Annotated in this window: 13 protein-coding genes and 1 tRNA gene; 3 read left to right on the top strand and 11 right to left on the bottom strand. The window is 31.4% G+C overall.

The features are described 5' to 3' along the window. Positions 1-45 precede the first annotated feature (45 nt). The 6 genes from ruvC to Q0975_RS07415 form a co-directional block, all read right to left on the bottom strand. Entirely contained in the window at positions 46-603 is a 558-nt protein-coding gene (ruvC, locus tag Q0975_RS07440) for a crossover junction endodeoxyribonuclease RuvC (RefSeq protein WP_299434914.1), read from the bottom strand. Positions 604-653: 50 nt separating this feature from the next. Then, complete coding sequence (locus tag Q0975_RS07435; protein WP_299434912.1) at positions 654-1,037, bottom strand: hypothetical protein; 384 nt, start codon at positions 1,035-1,037, stop codon at positions 654-656. Positions 1,038-1,249: 212 nt separating this feature from the next. After that, entirely contained in the window at positions 1,250-2,434 is a 1,185-nt protein-coding gene (locus Q0975_RS07430; protein ID WP_299434910.1) for a tetratricopeptide repeat protein, read from the bottom strand. Continuing rightward, positions 2,421-2,792: a BlaI/MecI/CopY family transcriptional regulator gene (locus tag Q0975_RS07425; RefSeq protein WP_299434908.1), complete on the bottom strand. Its 372-nt coding sequence runs from the start codon at positions 2,790-2,792 to the stop codon at positions 2,421-2,423. Before Q0975_RS07425 ends, Q0975_RS07430 begins: the two co-directional genes overlap by 14 nt. Positions 2,793-2,825: 33 nt before the next feature. After that, positions 2,826-4,943, bottom strand: a complete 2,118-nt coding sequence (locus tag Q0975_RS07420) for a peptidylprolyl isomerase (RefSeq protein ID WP_299434906.1) — start codon at positions 4,941-4,943, stop codon at positions 2,826-2,828. 31 nt (positions 4,944-4,974) lie between these two features. After that, the gene (locus Q0975_RS07415) at positions 4,975-6,924 is read right to left on the bottom strand and encodes a M56 family metallopeptidase (RefSeq protein WP_299434903.1); all 1,950 of its coding nucleotides are present in this window, start codon (positions 6,922-6,924) and stop codon (positions 4,975-4,977) included. 481 nt (positions 6,925-7,405) lie between these two features. Here Q0975_RS07415 and Q0975_RS07410 point away from each other — a divergent pair, with 481 nt between their 5' ends. Beyond that, positions 7,406-7,906: a DUF456 domain-containing protein gene (locus Q0975_RS07410; RefSeq protein WP_299434901.1), complete on the top strand. Its 501-nt coding sequence runs from the start codon at positions 7,406-7,408 to the stop codon at positions 7,904-7,906. Positions 7,907-8,479: 573 nt separating this feature from the next. Here the strand turns inward: Q0975_RS07410 and Q0975_RS07405 are convergent. The 4 genes from Q0975_RS07405 to Q0975_RS07390 all read right to left on the bottom strand — a co-directional run bounded on the left by Q0975_RS07405 (position 8,480) and on the right by Q0975_RS07390 (position 12,516). Next, positions 8,480-8,553: transfer RNA gene (locus tag Q0975_RS07405), tRNA-Asp, on the bottom strand. 85 nt (positions 8,554-8,638) lie between these two features. Continuing rightward, complete coding sequence (locus tag Q0975_RS07400; protein WP_299435897.1) at positions 8,639-9,568, bottom strand: DUF58 domain-containing protein; 930 nt, start codon at positions 9,566-9,568, stop codon at positions 8,639-8,641. Positions 9,569-9,694: 126 nt separating this feature from the next. Continuing rightward, a complete protein-coding gene (gene trxA, locus Q0975_RS07395) occupies positions 9,695-10,012 on the bottom strand; it encodes a thioredoxin (RefSeq protein ID WP_024772480.1) in 318 nt (105 codons plus the stop codon). A gap of 623 nt (positions 10,013-10,635) precedes the next feature. Continuing rightward, complete coding sequence (locus Q0975_RS07390; RefSeq protein WP_299434899.1) at positions 10,636-12,516, bottom strand: tetratricopeptide repeat protein; 1,881 nt, start codon at positions 12,514-12,516, stop codon at positions 10,636-10,638. Positions 12,517-12,827: 311 nt separating this feature from the next. Here Q0975_RS07390 and Q0975_RS07385 point away from each other — a divergent pair, with 311 nt between their 5' ends. Together Q0975_RS07385 and Q0975_RS07380 are read left to right on the top strand one after the other, a co-directional pair. Further along, complete coding sequence (locus tag Q0975_RS07385) at positions 12,828-14,375, top strand: thiol-activated cytolysin family protein (protein WP_299434897.1); 1,548 nt, start codon at positions 12,828-12,830, stop codon at positions 14,373-14,375. A 116-nt stretch (positions 14,376-14,491) separates the two neighbouring features. Beyond that, positions 14,492-14,644 (top strand): hypothetical protein, encoded by a 153-nt coding sequence (locus tag Q0975_RS07380; protein ID WP_299434895.1) that lies wholly within the window; start codon positions 14,492-14,494, stop codon positions 14,642-14,644. 62 nt (positions 14,645-14,706) lie between these two features. Here the strand turns inward: Q0975_RS07380 and Q0975_RS07375 are convergent, their stop codons facing one another. Further along, complete coding sequence (locus Q0975_RS07375; protein WP_299434893.1) at positions 14,707-16,083, bottom strand: hypothetical protein; 1,377 nt, start codon at positions 16,081-16,083, stop codon at positions 14,707-14,709. Between the last annotated feature and the right edge of the window lie 386 nt (positions 16,084-16,469).

Raw genomic sequence — 16,469 nt, 5'->3', positions numbered from 1 at the left:
ATGATTTACGATTCTAATTCTGAAATCAAAATTCGTAATTCTTAATTACTTTTTCACTCTTTTCTCATTTTGTTTCACAAAAGCGGCCCAACCTGTATAGCTTTTACCTACAATATCTGCTCTACCCATATTATAAAAATGACAAACTGCAGCTGCTAATCCATCTGTAGAATCCAGATTTTTAGGTAATGTTTTGAGCTGCAAAAGACTTTGCAACATTTTAGCAACTTGTTCCTTGCTGGCATTACCATTACCGGTAATTGCCATCTTTATTTTTTTTGGAGAGTATTCTGTGATTGGTACTTCTCTACTTAATCCTGCTGCCATAGCTACTCCTTGAGCTCGACCTAATTTAAGCATCGATTGTACATTCTTACCAAAGAAAGGAGCTTCAATTGCTATTTCATCTGGATGATATGTATCTATAAGTTCAATTGTTCGTTCAAAGATTAGTTTTAATTTTAGGTAATGATCATCATATTTACCAAGTTGTAGTTCATTAAGTTGCAAAAAAGACATTTTTTTCTTCACCACTTTAATCAATCCAAATCCCATAATGGTGGTTCCTGGGTCAATACCTAATATTACTTTTTCATTTTCCAACTACTCGTGAATTTTTACAAAACTAAGGAATTCGCTCTAAGAAAAGGAGTTTAATTCATATGAATAACAATAGGTAGTCTATAACGTGTAGTTACAGGAGTACTTCGTACAATAGCAGGCTTAACAGCTGGAAGACTTTTAATACTTTCGGCTAAGATATTTTCAAAACCTTCAATCTGAGAAGTAATAATTTGGGGCACAGCAAAGTCTTCTAGAATAATTTTTTTGTCCTTAGTAATTAGAAGAGGTACCCAGATTGTATCGTTAATTGATTCTTTTACTGAAATTATATTTGCTGCTAAGTATGTTTTGATATGTTGTGTAATTATAGTTTGAAAACAAATATCGGATTCTTCGGGCTCATCTACGCAAGCATCAAATGAAGGTGGCTTATCAACTTGGTTTTTATCAATTTCACTCCACTTATCCTGCAAGATTTTTTCACTATTTTCTTTTTTATCTATTAAGTTATCACAAGAGTATAACGTGCAAATTAATATAGATATGTAGTAAATCTTTTTAATCATCGATAATTTTATTCGGTAAAGATGACATAATGTGATCTTTACTGTGTAAAATTAAAGTTTTTTATTTAGAAGGTTGGCTTAATAGTAATTAGAAAACATTATTTCAGAGAATGATGCGATTATTTTTTCTCAGTTGTTTTCTTATTGGCTTCGATTTCTTCTTCGAGTTGAGTGATTCTTTTTTTGACTATAAAATTGAAGTAATTCTTTTTACTGGTATCGTTTCCAAATTTCTTAATAAATAATTTGTAGTAATCTAATTTGGCTTGAGGATCTTGATAATAAGCATCTGCAAAGGCAGCTAATTGATATTGTGCTCTCGCATAATTAGGGTTTTCTTTTAGTGCGAGTTTTGCGTGTTTCATAGCTTTCTCCCATTGTTCCTGATGTCTATATGCCATAGCAATGTTTAAGATATCTTCTTCTACAGGAAGATCTTTTAAAGCTAAAGCTGCTTTATAACTATCCAATGCGCCATCATAATCCTTTATTGAGGAGTAAGCCTCAGCTAAGCGTGTATATCGTAGAGGTACCTTGTCATTATATTTTAAAGCTTCTTGATACTGAGTAATGGCCAAATCATAATCATAATTTTTATGATAACATAAGGCTAATGATGCGTGTATAAACTCATTGCTATAGTTTAGAGTTAATAATTTTTCGAAATAGGGGATAGCTTCTGTATAATATTTTCTTAGAAGATAATTTTGAGCCAATACATTAATCAATTCCGGGTTTTCTGGATAGGATAATAACCCTTTATTGGCAGTGTCAGATACTCTGTTATATTTTCTTTTTCTAAGATAATGCATAGAAATTTCAAAACAACTTTTCTGATGTGTACTATCGAGTCTAAATGCTTCTTCAAAATAGGTGATTGCAGTAGAATCTTTCAATTTTTTCTTTACCGATCCTAATCGATATTGAAAATTAGGATTTTTATCATGGGCAGTCACTAAATTAGAATATACACTATCAGCTTTCTTCAATTTATTTGTAGTCACTAGCAATTTCGCATATTCTAATTTTGCTGAGGTTAATGTTGTATCCTCAATGATAACTTCTTTGTAAAATTTTAATGCATCAAGATAAGTGCCTTTTGCTTTATGAGCTTTGGCTATTTGTAAAAGAATGTATTGATCAGATGGGATTACTTTTTCATAGTTTTTAATAGCTTCAGAATAATTTCCTAGGACATAGAGACTGTCCGCAATTTTTATATCCGAAGTTTGAGCCCCAACTTGTAGAAAAGTCAGGGAGATAATTATTAAAAAATTAAATTTCACTTGATTATGAATCCCCATGATCTTCTTTGTTAATTTCTTTGAGTATCGTTTCCAGATCTTCGAGATTCATATCATTTTTTTTGACAAAAAAGGACACCATATTTCTAAAAGATCCATTGAAGTAATTATTCATCAACTTGTTCAATGATTGATTACTATATTCTTCTTTTTTAACCAGTGGGAAATACACGTATCCTTTGCCTTCTTTACGATGAGACACAAATTCTTTGTTTTCCAGAATTCGAATAATTGTAGAGATTGTATTATATGCTGGTTTGGGTTCTGGCATTCGATCTATAATAGCGGCTACATTTCCTTCGGTAAGCTCCCATAAATTTTGCATTACTTCTTCTTCTGCTTTGGTAAGTTGCTTCATTTGTTTATGATATTGTTTTTATATGGGTTGGTTTTATTGAATTTTTAGAATATACATATCTCCTTTATAGCGGTTGTCGAAATCAGAAGTGAGCATTGCTTTTGCTTCTTCTAGCGTACCATATCTTTCTAGGTATACATACATGTATTTATCCTTAGGGTTTTTGAAAAATTTAGGATCAAGCTTTTTTTCTTTTAAACGAGCCATCCCTCTTTCAAAGTAATTTTGGCGTTTAAAAATGTTTGTTATTAGGTAATATCCATTTTCTATAGTATGCTCTTCTGTAGAAGATAATGTTTCGGTAAGAATGTTTTTTTCTGTAATAATGTACTTCTTTTTGTTCTCTGAATTTTCACTTGAAGAGTTATGAACCTGAAAAACAATGGGCAAGGAGTATAGTACATTTACTTTTTCTCCTTGGAATTCTCCTGGAATCATTTTTGGTAATGAACTGATTACTCTATTTGCTTCTTCTTCTAATTCTATAGCTGGACCTCTAGATTGCACGCCAACGATATTTCCTTCTGTATCAATTTTGAATCTAACATAAATACGATTTACTCCGGTTAAGCCTATATCCTCTGCAATCTTGATATTGAAGTTTTTGGTTACAAATTTACTAATCTCATCAGATACACATTTCTTAATTAAGCTTTGATCTGTGAGTTCTTTACAATTTTGTGTCTTAGGAACTACATCAACGCTAGCAAAAGGAATGTTTTGCTCTCTTAAAATTAAGATATGTCTTACATCAATTCCATCTGCTTTGATCTTTTCTACTGTTAGAATATGCCATCCAAAGGGTGTTCTAAAAGGTTCAGAAATTTCTCCTTCTTTTAAGCTAAAAGCGACATTTTTAAATTTTTCATGAAAAGGAGTATCTTTATTCATAGAATATAAACCTCCATTTCCTTTTGATCCTGGATCTTCTGAGTATAACACCGCTCGGCTTGCAAAGCTTTTACCGTTTTTTATGATATCATTTTTGATTTCCAGAAGCTGGTTTACAATTTTTTGATCCACTTTTGACAAAGAATCTCTATCGATTGTTTTAATTGGCTTCTGTATGATTTCTTTAATAGGTGTAGGTGTGCTAGAAGAAGTCTCTTCTTCAATATCGGTTTCTTGAATTGAATTATTCATCACTTCCACTGTTTCTATTTCTTCTTCTTTTTTCTCAGGAATCTCATTGCTAATCTCTTCATTAGAAATTAAATTAGTCAGTTCTTGAATTTCGTCTGTGATTTTTTCGCTGGAAATGTTGGCAAGTGACATGGCCTTCTGCGAAAATGCAGTGAACGTAACCATAATAGCCAATAATGGTACAATGGCTAAGTACTTTAGTTTAGCATTTGCTTTTGATTTTGTTTTTTGAAGCATGATGATTCTTTTTTTAAGTAATTTATGATTGAAGAAATTATTGGCAAATTTTACATTCTTAGTTTGGAAATTAGTGTTTAGTAATTGTTCGTAGTATTCTCGTTTTCCTAATGATTTAATGGCAGATGCATCAGAAATATACTCATGTAAAGCGACAATTCTGGAGTGGTATATATATACCATAGGATTGAACCAGAAAAAGATTTTAATCATCTCAAACCATATAAGATCTAATGTATGTCTTTGTCTAAGATGTACAATTTCATGAACAAGAATTTGATCTTTTTCTTCTTCAGATAATTGATTACCTACATAGATTGTATTCCAAAAAGTAAAAGCATCTTTAGTATCAGGTAATATTCTTACAGGATGTTTATTTATGTGTCCTTTAATGGAGTTTTTCTTTAACGAACGAATAATTATTATTTTTCGAATAAATAAAATTATCATAATCGAAACCCCTATGGTATAGAGTACTAACCACCAATTAATATCTACGGTTTGCGCAGAAGCAGATTTTGCTATTTCAACAGCGTTATTATTTAATGGGTTTTCTCCTATAAAAACGGTTGGTAGGTTAACTACATAGTTATCCGGAATTGTTTCCTGTATACCTTTTACCTTTATAAACGGTAAGGTTAAAGAAAGTAGAGGAGTAACCAAAAGATATGCCCTATTAACAGTAAAAAAAGTATCCTTTTTATGAAATAGATCATACGCTAATAAAAATATTAGTTGAAATAGCACGGTTTGGATAATGTATTGAAGCATATCTTTTAGTTTTGATTGTTTCTAATTTGTTCTATTGATGATTATGTTCATCTAACATATCTAAAGTCATAGAGTAGGATGGAACGTTGATACCTTGTTCTGTTTTGATTACTCTGAAATCAAGTATGTCTTGACCATCTTCTTTTGCTAATTTAGTATCAAACGAAAGGGTGCATTTTTCGTTCACTAAATTTTCCTGATACCCTTCTCCATAAACAATTTTTAAATTATAAATTCCTTCTGGAATGTTTCGGATAAAATACTCAGTGTTTTTTGGTATATGTACAGTTCTTATGCTCTCTGAGGTTTCAGTAGAAACGATATCAATAATTACTTCAGCATTATCTCCAATTGTCATTTTTAGATAATTATCTACCTTGTAGTCATATCTTAGAGGGTCTTGATTTGCACAGTAAGGTTCTGCTTCCTTCTTAGAAATTTCGTTTGTGGAAGAAGATTTCATAGCAGTGTTAGCTTTATTACGATGCGCTTCTACTACCTTTTGCGCAATTTCCATTCTTTTTTCATCAGGAGTTTGTTCCTTTTTATCATTACTGTTGATTTTAGCCTGATGCTCTTTGATCGCTTTTTGTGCTAATTCAATAGCTTCTTTTCTTTGTGCATCTCTTTCTTCAGAAGAAAGGCTTTTCTCATCATTAGAATTTATATGACCTTCTTTTTCATGTGGAGGAACTAAGTCTAATGCTAGTGCATAAGAAGGTACATTTTTACCTTGATCTGTTGTAACTGTATGATAGTCAAGGATATTTTCTCCGTTTTCCGATATTTTTTCGTTTTTAAAGAACCCTTTACATTTTTCTGCAATTGTTTCTTCTGTATAATTTTCACCATAGACTACATCCAAACGATATTTTCCTTCTGGAATATTTCTAATAAAATGCATAGTTGTTTTTGGTATATATGCAGTTCGTATAGTTTCTGATGTTTCTATGTTAACTAAGTCGACAATGACATCTGTATTTGTTCCGACCGTGACTTTTAAATAATTATCTAAGTTTTTGTTGTATTGAGAATTTTGGTTAATACAAGCAGATTCGAAATCATTTTTGACTCGTTCATTCTGATCTAATGTAGGTTTGTTATTTTCTTTTTTACAAGAAGTGTAAGTAAGAATTCCGGTAATTACTGGAATTAATAGTAGGTATTTGAATTTGGCAATAGATTTAGATTGGGACTTTTGTAGCATAAGTATTCGTTTTTTGATTAATGATTGATTGAAAAATTGATTTATAAACGTTATTTTTTCTGTTTGAAAAGCAGCATTAAGTAACTGTTCTATATAATTTCTTTGATTGACTTTGCTAATGGTAACGGAATCGGCAATGTATTCGTGAAGTAAGGTGATTCTGGCCTGGTAAAAATATATTAATGGATTCCACCATAGCAATACTTTTAAGGTTTCTATCCCTATTTGATCAATAGTGTGTTTGTGATTTATATGAACGAGTTCATGCGAGATGATATTTTTCTTTTCTTCTTCAGTTAATGAGTCACCTAAAAAAATAGTGTTCCAAAATGAAAATGCATGAGAGCTATTAGGGAGTATCACGATTCTTTTATTAAAGGCCTTAGAAATATTGGAGACATTCCTTAAAATATGTAGCTTATGGAACTTTAAAATAAGATGTATAAGGCTAATTGCAATTCCGGCTATATATATTACCGCCCACCAATTAATAGGTCGAGAAGATGTTTTTGAACTAGCCTCGGTTTGATTCACATTGAATATGATATTCTCGGTAGAGGCAATAATGGTTCTTTCGATATTGGATACATACATTTCTGCTGAACTTGAGCTTAAAAGATCAATTTCTATAAAAGGCAATATCAAGGATAAAAATGGAACAACAAGTAGGTATAATCTATTCCAATTAAAAAAGGTGTCCTTTTTATGTAAGACATCATATATCAAAAGAAATAGTAATTGAAATATTAAGACTTGAAGTAGGTAATGGAACATATTTTTATTTTAAAAATTAATAAAGTTTTAAGTCAATACTGAGTCTATATGTTATTAATTTTTAGAAAGAATATAGTAGACTCAGATTGACAACCCCAATATTATTTTTTAGATAACGATATCTATTCAACTAAAACATTAGTTGAATAGCAAATATATGTTTTTTTTTGATTTAACTAAATTTTTAGTTAAAAAATATTGGTGAGAACTATGAAATTACATATAATTAAATGTGAGCTGTGATAACTAAAGGTGTGAAACCAAAAATAATTCCATTCTTAAACTATTTAGAAATGCTATGTCTGGATTTTTTTTGCATTGTATGAACTATAGATTGGTTATTTTTTAGTTTAAAAGTATGTGTTTTCGGTTATAATAATAGAAGTTCTTTTTTATTTTAAGTTATAAGGATTTTAACTAATTTTAATAATAATAGATGCTTTGGTAACAAAAGAGGGAGTTTGTAGTCTAATATGGTACTATGGATATAGCTTTAGTAATAATTGGTTTTATTTTATGTATCGTGGGTATTATTGGTAGTTTTCTACCTGTATTGCCAGGACCTTTTACATCATGGATTGGTCTGTTGATTCTTCATTTCACTAATGTTATCCCTCAAAATTGGACTTTTCTGGGTATCACATTAGCTATAGCAATATTGGTTTGGGTGCTAGATTATATTGTTCCTGCTTGGGGAACAAAACGCTTTGGTGGAACAAAATATGGGATGATAGGGAGTTCTATTGGACTTATTGTAGGTTTGATATTTTTTCCTCCTTTTGGTATAATCATAGGTCCTTTTGCTGGTGCTTTTGTTGGAGAACTAATAAAAGATAATAATAATTCTTCTAAGGCGTTAAAGGCTGCTTTTGGTTCTTTTCTAGGCTTTCTTGCTGGAACTTTTATAAAGTTTATTGTCTCTATAGCTTTTATTATTTTATACGTAAATAAAGTCTGGGAATATTGGGGAGAATTGTTTTAATAAGACTGTCGCTTTTCCGGAATTATAAAAAACAAAAAAGAGCGTCTCCACGCTCTTTTTCTTCACACAAATCATCTTAATTTAGGGGCTTATTCTAAAATTAAAACTCACTTTTTATAAAAACTTTCATCTTGGGGGTAATGAAAGCACTAACTCATTTTCACTTTGTAAAGATAATACAAAATTCGTAATGGCCAAACATTTTGTGTATTTAATCCTTTAAAAAAGCATTTTTAACATATTTATTTCGTTTTTAATATAAATATGTAGGTAAAGTATTACAAATTTGACAATTATTTTTTATTTAGAAATTTATCAACTTTGATATGTGGGAAATATTAGTTGAGAGTTATCGTATGAGATGTGGAATTTTTGCTTTTCGGATACTAACAAGATTATGTAGATAGAGGAAGTAATTGGTTTAGGTTTTTATAAAATTAAAAAAAGCCTCTCCATTTTCAGGAAAAGCTTCTCATTGGTTTACTAAACCACCCACGCAACAGGCGTGGGACAACACAACATTGTTAATTGCAAAAAAAAGCTTCAAGGTTAGTTGAAGCTTTTGCAATTTTGCGGTCTGGACGGGACTCGAACCCGCGACCCCCTGCGTGACAGGCAGGTATTCTAACCAACTGAACTACCAGACCGTTGCTTATTGCGGATGCAAATATACACCTCATTTTAATACTCGCAAATGTTTTTTTGATTTTTTTTGAGTTAATTTTGGTTTTTCTACACAAATTTCTGCCGTTCAACTAAATACGTTGTGAGAATTTTGTCAAAATCTTTTGTGATATCAGCCTCTACATACTTTATTTTGTATTGAGAACATTTTAATTTAAGGTCATAAAAATAAGAAGAAACGGCTTTTTGATAATTTTCTTTAATGTTGTCAGCGTATAAGTTTACATGTTCGCCGGTTTCAACATCTACAAATCGGGTAGGACGATTACTAAAATCAAAATTTAATTCCTTAGTACTATCAAATGTATGGAACAATACGACTTCGTGTTTGTTGTATTTAAGATGTCTTAACGCTTCAAATAATTTTTCTGGACTTGATGTAGCTTGTAACATATCTGTAAACAAAAAAATCAAGGATCTTCGATGAATCTTTTCTGCAATCTGATGCAAAAAGGTGTACGTGTCCGTGTTTTTTGTATCTGGTGTAGAAGTTACAATCTGACTTAACTTACTTAAAAGCATTTGATGGTGTCTTTCGCTACCTTTTTCCTGAGTGTAATAGTCATAGGTGTCACTATAAATACTTAGACCAATAGCGTCTCTTTGCTTTTTTAAGATATTCATTAAACAAGCAGTTGCTAAGGCAGAGAAACTAATTTTATTAAGTGACCCTAGATGATGTTCCTTTACATCAGGATAATGCATAGAGGATGAATTATCAATGATAATATGACATCTTAGATTGGTCTCTTCTTCGTATCGTTTGGTAAAAAGCTTATCAGTTTTGGCATATAGTTTCCAATCTATGTGTTTTGTGCTCTCACCGTTATTATATACTTTGTGTTCTGCAAATTCTGCAGAGAACCCATGAAAAGGACTTTTATGCATTCCAGAAATAAAACCCTCTACCACCTGCTTAGCTAAAAGCTCAAGATTAGTAAAACCTCCAGTTTTGTTAATTTCATTTTGGATATTCATCATCCTTTTCGGGTATTAAGATATTAGATGTTAATTAATGGAAACAATATACGGATACTAATCTATTTTATATAAAAAAAAAGGGTTGACAATCAGTCAACCCTTTTTCACTCGTTATATTATTTATTACATCAATGAATCTAATGCTTCTGCATACACATTCTTAGGAGAAACGCCAACCTGACGACCAACTACTTCACCATTTTGAAAAACCAATACAGTAGGAATATTTCTTACTCCATATTTAGCAGCAAATTCTTGATTTGCATCAACGTCTACTTTACCTACAACAGCTTTTCCATCATATTCTTCACTGATTTGCTCAATGATTGGACCTACCATTCTACAAGGACCACACCATGCTGCCCAAAAATCAACTAATACAGGTTTATCGCTTTTAAGTACCACTTCATCAAAAGTAGCATCTGTTATTTCTAATGCCATAGTTATTTATTATTTAAAATTCTTATTCGTTTTTAATTTCACAAAATTAGTCAATAATTCTCCGAAAGCTTACAGTCATAATATTTGTTTTGACTATAGAGTCATTGAATTTCCTGATACCAAATATAATATTAAATTATTCCGGCTAATAATAATTTTTTAATCTTTGGCATATTAAAAATTGAATTAGGAGTTTATGGAAGAGTCAGCATAGGGTTCAAATACGTTTAGAAATTAAAATTAAAATTGTATTTACTGTTATATAAAAGAAATGAAAGAAACCCAATTACCATATTGCAATCTTATTTTTAAGGAATCTCATGCAATATTTGTTATGAATGCTGATTCTCCTGTTACAGAAATTACAGATCATCTTGAAACTTATTATAATGGTAAGAATTTCATATGTATTAGGACAGAAAATTCCCTTGTGATATAGACCTGAATGCATACAGTGGTCGAATATTGAAAAATATGATTGGTTTTGCAATTGTTTCCGAAAATCCTGAATAAATGAAAAGAGCCTTAGAAAAACAACCTCTTTGGAATGAGGTATTTTTTTTTTGATTAAATTATAGTTTAATTGATAGTGTTAGAATATGTTCTGAAAAATGATAGAGCTATTATAAACTTACCAAAAAGTCATATAAATCTGTTTCCTTATCAAGATTTAATTTCTTTTTTAATCGATACTTTGATTTTAGAACACTATCAGGTAACACATTTAACATAGTTGCTATTTCTTTGGTGGTAAGATTCATTCGCAAGAAAGAAGCTAATCGTATTTCTTTTTCAGAGATTTCGCTGTAGATTGATTTAAGTTTATTGTCGAAATTATTATGAACATCAGCAAAATAAGATTTAAATACTTCCCAGTCTTTATCTTCTGCACTTTCCTTTTTTAATAATAATACTAAGCGTCTGAATTCTATTTTAAAAAGTTCAGGAGAGTTTTTGATGCGTTCTAGGTTTTCTTTTAATTCTTGAATAAAACTGTTTTTTTGTACAAGATGTAGTGTCTGTGAGGTTAGTTCTTTCTTTTTGAATTCGATTTCTTGTTTATATATTTCTTCTTGCTTTTCTCGTTCAATTCTATTTTTTTTGATTCGTTGTCTAAATCCAAAGAACAATAATCCGGATACTGCAATAAATGAGATCATTCCTCCGGCATATAGGGTTTTTCGTAAATTGCTTATTTCTACCTGTTGATTTAGATTTTTTATTTCTTCTTTTTGCAAAGCAATTGCAGCTTCTTTTTTTTCGGTTTCGTAAATAATTTTTAATTCTTCTATTTGCTGAGATTTTTTAGTATTAAATATAGAGTCACTTATTGTTTTTAAGTTTTTAAAATCCCTTAATGAATTTTTAAAATCCCCAAGCTTTTCATAGGATTCTGATCTGTTAAAATAACCTATTTGTAAGTTTCCTTTTACGCCGATTTCTTTTGCAAGTTTTATAGATTTATTTAAAAAAATCTTTGCTTGAATTGGATCGTTTATTGAGTTATATGTTTTACCTAAATCATTTAACACTTCAATAATTTTATTTCTGTTATCTGTTTTTTCTAATATGGACAAACTTTGATTAAGAAAGGAAATTGCTTTTTTGAACTGTTTTGTCTCGGTATGGGCTTTTCCAAGATTGTTTAAAATCGTAGCTTCTAAGGTGATTCCTCCCATTTCTTTAGAAATAGGTAAACCGTTAGTTAAGTATTTAATTGCATTCTCATAATCTTTAAGATAGAAATATGAGTTACCAATATCATTTAATGCTTGAGATTCATATAGTTTATCATTTTTTTCTTTGTAAATGATAAGTGCTTGTTTATTGTATTCTATTGATTTATCATAGTTTTTTAAGTAAGCTTCTATACCGGCTAAATGATTTAAAGCATCAGCTTTTCTGATTTCATCATTAATTTGCTCAAATATTCGTAAACCTTTTAAGGTTTCTCTTAGTGCGATGTTGTAGTTTCCTTGATATAAATTTATTGAACCTATAAAATCGTAAGACATACCTAGCCCCGAAGAATCATTTAATTTGGTTGTGTAAATTTTAATGTTTTCATTCAAAAGTTCAATTGCTTTTTGATAATTTCCAGAAGAGTATTCCAAAATTGCAATTCCATGATTTACTCCTGTTATACCATCAAAATTTTGGTTTCGATCATATATTTTGAGAGACTTTAAGTAGAACGTTTTTGAAGAGTCTATCTTATCAGTATTACTATAATAAACAGCTAAATTGTTAAACCCTTTAGCTATTCCTTTAGAGAAGTTAATTTTTTTAGAAAGCTCCAATTGTTCTAATGCATATTTTTTTGCTTTTTCTTGATTATTATAAAGGAAGTGGTTAAATAATGAATTAATTGTAATCGCTTTGGCCGAATCCTCTTTTTGCGAGTTATATACGTTTAACAAGCTATCTAATTTTTTATCATTTTGACCGTGCATATTTTGAAGAATAAAAAGAAATATGAACAGAATAAGAGTAGAAAACTTCATAAAATATGGTCATTTAGTTTTCATCTAAGTTAGGTAATAAATACTGTAATTAGATGATTCTGTCCGTTTAGGAAATAGATATTCCTTTAATTAAAAAGCCTTTAAAATCGATTTTCTCCCTTACTAAGAATTACGAAAACTATTGAAAACATTGAGAAACGTATACAGTTAACTTGCGATTAAGTAAAAGATAATATGCTTGTGTAACTCATTGATTAATAATGACTGTCCATACTTTGTCCATACCGAAAATTAGGCGACAGGTGAGTTTTCCGATAGTTTTGACTCGTTGAATCATTAAAACATAAATCATGAAAACTTCAATTTTAAAAATGCCCCAAGCGTTTATTCTAATTTGTATTATAACTACATTGATAGCTTGCGGTTCTTGTAGTAAAGATGAAGATGCCATTCCTACAGAACCTACGAATCCTGAAGCTAATACTATCAATGATTTTATTAATAATCTTGACTATGATGCTAACCAGTTATTAGGTGTAGAAGAGACAGGTGGTGAAGCGTTACTAAAAACAGCAGGACAAACTAGTACTGATGAATCATATGATTCTGGAGTAGAAACAACTTGTGTACGTGTAGATTATAACCTTAAAGCCAATTTTGAAGATGTTGCCATTCTTCGTCCTACCAATGGAATTGTGTGGCCAGGAGCTTTAGTGATAGGAAATCAAACCATGAGAGACGGTTTGCCCGAAGCATTTACACTTGGGAGAGCGCCTATGACTATTCGATTGGATTTACCAGGTATTGGTGAGGCAGGAAATATTAGAGTAGAGGACCCTAGAAATTCTAATGTGCAATCCAAAATAGATGAAGCATTAGAGTATTGGAATGCTAATGCATATCAAGAAGGATATGTGAATGCATCTAATTCTTCGTACTCGGCAAGTACGTCTTATAGCTCTAAACAAATGAGTTTGGAAGTCGGAATGAATACCGAATGGGCAACAGGAGATGTTTCTGCGCAATTCAACTACGAAACTACATCCTCGAGAAGAGTTGCTATTATGGTGTTTAAACAAGTCTTTTATACAATAACTATGGATACACCAGATAATCCATCGGATGTTTTTGGAGCAGATGTGCCCTTAACACAAATAGAGAATGCATTTAATTCTAATACACCTCCCGCATATGTGCATTCGGTAAATTATGGTAGGATTATTATGTTTAGAATGGAAACAACTGCCGAAGCTACAGAATCAGAGTTAACGGGAGCTTTTAATTATGCGAGTGGAGTAACAAACGCATCGGGAGATGTCGAAGCTAAGTATAAAGAAATATTGAATGAATCTAATATTACCACGGTAACAATTGGAGGGAATGCATCGGTAGCTTCTGAAGCAGTGTCTGCGCAAAATTTTGGAGATTTACAGTCTATTATCAAAGGAGAAAATGCAGTGTATAGTAGAAATAATCCAGGAGTACCTATTGCGTACACGATCCGATTTTTAAAAGACAATAGTCTGGCTAAAATGGGGTATACTACGGATTACGTAGCATTAAATTGTACTACCGCAAAGCGTGAACATAATCGAGTAGTATTTAAGAACACAGTAGTTGATAATTTTAGAATAGGAATAGAGTATAAGCTAAAAGAAGGTGCTAACGTGACTTATGATGAAATTGTTTGGAAAGAAAACAAAGTAGATGGGGAGAATACTACAATTACTCCACCAGATGGCGCTTATGATATCTTCTATTATATAGACCGAGCAAAAGCGGGTACAGGTTATGAAAACAAATGGACAGATAATATTGGGGGTTACGTCCACGATTATGAAGATTGTTTTGAGTCTTACCGAGATTTCTTGGAAGTAAAAGTAAGAACCTGCCAATAAAAAATAGCATTATCCCTTTGCAAAGTCGGTATCTTAAGTTGTGATTCAACAACTTGATGCCGGCTTTATGTTTTTGTTTTCTCTTATATTTATAGATGTAATTTAATTATCCAGATATGAAAACTATTAAGACTATTTTAGAGACCTATAAAATTAAAAGAGAAACTCTTATAACAATTAAAGGAGGTAATAATAATTCGTCAAATACATCAGACGAAGATGCAGTTGGTAATCAGATGAGGCCAAGAACTGGGATGTTTGGAGGGTGATTTAAAAAAAAGCTCAGAAGTATTGTTACTTCTGAGCTTTTTTTAATTTATATAATTTTGAATTAATTATTACGAGGCAATCCAATTTGAGTTCCAATTACGCTCGCTGCAGGTTGTGTAATTACTGGACAGTTTATGATGGCTCCAGTTGCAGTCAGTAAATCAGACAATGAATTTGCTAGTGGATTAGGATTAGCATTTCCTCTGAAAGGGATTAAAATTCCTTCCTCTAAAAGTTGATTTACCTGATCAAAGCTTCTCAATATTGGACGATCAGCTTCAGGAACTGTAAATTCCGTAACATGCGCATCCCACATTGGGGCATATCTTTCGTCTCTAGGGTCAATCGGGAAAGTGTTTGTTGGATCCTGTACTTGTTGATCGCTCAAAGATGCAGTGTTTAAACCTTGTACTCCAAAACCATCTGTGTCTGTAGTTCTGCCATTTGCAGTTGGACTAAAAGGTAACATAGAACCTCCAGGAAATAAGCCAAATGTCGGCAAGTTAGCCAATCTTGGAGCAAAAACTCCTAGTTCTATTGCGGCAGGTCCTGGATCAGAGGTATCCGTAACAATGTGGAAGTAATATGGTTTACCGTCTTGCCATCCATCTAAAAGTTGCATTACAACTGACGCCTGATTGATAGCTAGATTTGGGTTGTTTAAATCATCTTGATCTTCAATGCTATTTCCATTTGGATTTGGGATTCTATCGTGGATACCAGTGCTATTCGCTACCAATTGCGCATTAATAACTACACCACTAGGTAATACTACGTAAGATGACCATTTGGAATCTGCTATCGCACCAGGATTAGCTGCTGCCGGTGGGAAACCAAATAACAAACCATCTGCTCCGCCAGCAACTAAGGATCTTTTTGGTGAAAAATCTACCGATCCTTCAAAAACTAATCTTCCTTTGCGATTAAAGTATCCCTTTTGTTCTCCTCCAGATCCTACTGATGCAGCCATTCTAGGAGAAAAAATAACACCTAATTTTTTAGCCATAAATTTATCTGAAGCCTCTGTTATCACATAGTATCCTTTTCTGAGATTTCCATCAGGTAAGGTTTCCCATCCTTGAAACATAGGGAATCTAGCTGTAGGTCCAGCTGGTACAACAGATCTGTCTATTCGATAATCAATACCTAATACACTAGGTAGAAAAACATTTTGAGGAGATGTAAATCTAAGTGCGGGATTAAATACATTATAAGGAATTCCTCCGTCTCTGCGAATACTTTTCAATAGTACCCTAGCTTCTTTTAAAGCTTTTAGTGATTGAAATAAGCCTTTTGATTTGGCTTCTAGTTCTAATTTGTCTTCATCTGTTTCACTTGTTATTAGTTGGTTCTCCGACACTAGAGCATCATCATTACTACAAGCGACTAACAACAAAGCTGTTAATATGCTTAAAAGAGTTAATTTGAAGTTTTTCATTTTTTGTGTTTTTAAAAGTTATATTCTGAAAATTTTAGAAAAAAAGAAAAACAATCGGCCAATCGTCTTTAAAATATCAAAGGTTTTAAGATTTGATATATGTTGAGACGACATCGATATTTTATACTTACAGGGGAAATTTCAAAATAAAATAAATATTGTTATTTTAAAATTCAATTAATTTCAAAACCATCTGATTTTGAAGGTTTTAGAAGGTGATTGAGTTAGGAGTAGTGTTTCTGAAAAAAGCATTTTTTAATAAATAATTAACTTGTTTTCTCACTTTTTAAGAAGATATATAAAACCTATAAGTGTTAGATAGCTAACATGTTAAGTCGATAAATTTAGTTATTTAGGCTGTCGAAATAAAAGCATTAAATAAGGCG

The organism is uncultured Aquimarina sp. (genome assembly GCF_947500065.1).
Taxonomy (GTDB): Bacteria; Bacteroidota; Bacteroidia; order Flavobacteriales; family Flavobacteriaceae; genus Aquimarina.
Note: the sequence above shows the minus strand (reverse complement) of the source record. Positions and strands in the feature narration are given on the sequence as shown.

Coding starts and splice junctions, on each gene's coding strand:
- Q0975_RS07410 (WP_299434901.1), top strand. CDS start 7,406: ATGGATATAGCTTTAGTAATAATTGGTTTTATTTTATGTATCGTGGGT.
- Q0975_RS07390 (WP_299434899.1), bottom strand. CDS start 12,516: ATGAAGTTTTCTACTCTTATTCTGTTCATATTTCTTTTTATTCTTCAA.
- Q0975_RS07420 (WP_299434906.1), bottom strand. CDS start 4,943: ATGCTTCAATACATTATCCAAACCGTGCTATTTCAACTAATATTTTTA.
- Q0975_RS07380 (WP_299434895.1), top strand. CDS start 14,492: ATGAAAACTATTAAGACTATTTTAGAGACCTATAAAATTAAAAGAGAA.
- Q0975_RS07415 (WP_299434903.1), bottom strand. CDS start 6,924: ATGTTCCATTACCTACTTCAAGTCTTAATATTTCAATTACTATTTCTT.
- trxA (WP_024772480.1), bottom strand. CDS start 10,012: ATGGCATTAGAAATAACAGATGCTACTTTTGATGAAGTGGTACTTAAA.
- Q0975_RS07425 (WP_299434908.1), bottom strand. CDS start 2,792: ATGAAGCAACTTACCAAAGCAGAAGAAGAAGTAATGCAAAATTTATGG.
- Q0975_RS07375 (WP_299434893.1), bottom strand. CDS start 16,083: ATGAAAAACTTCAAATTAACTCTTTTAAGCATATTAACAGCTTTGTTG.
- Q0975_RS07385 (WP_299434897.1), top strand. CDS start 12,828: ATGAAAACTTCAATTTTAAAAATGCCCCAAGCGTTTATTCTAATTTGT.
- Q0975_RS07430 (WP_299434910.1), bottom strand. CDS start 2,434: ATGGGGATTCATAATCAAGTGAAATTTAATTTTTTAATAATTATCTCC.
- Q0975_RS07400 (WP_299435897.1), bottom strand. CDS start 9,568: ATGAATATCCAAAATGAAATTAACAAAACTGGAGGTTTTACTAATCTT.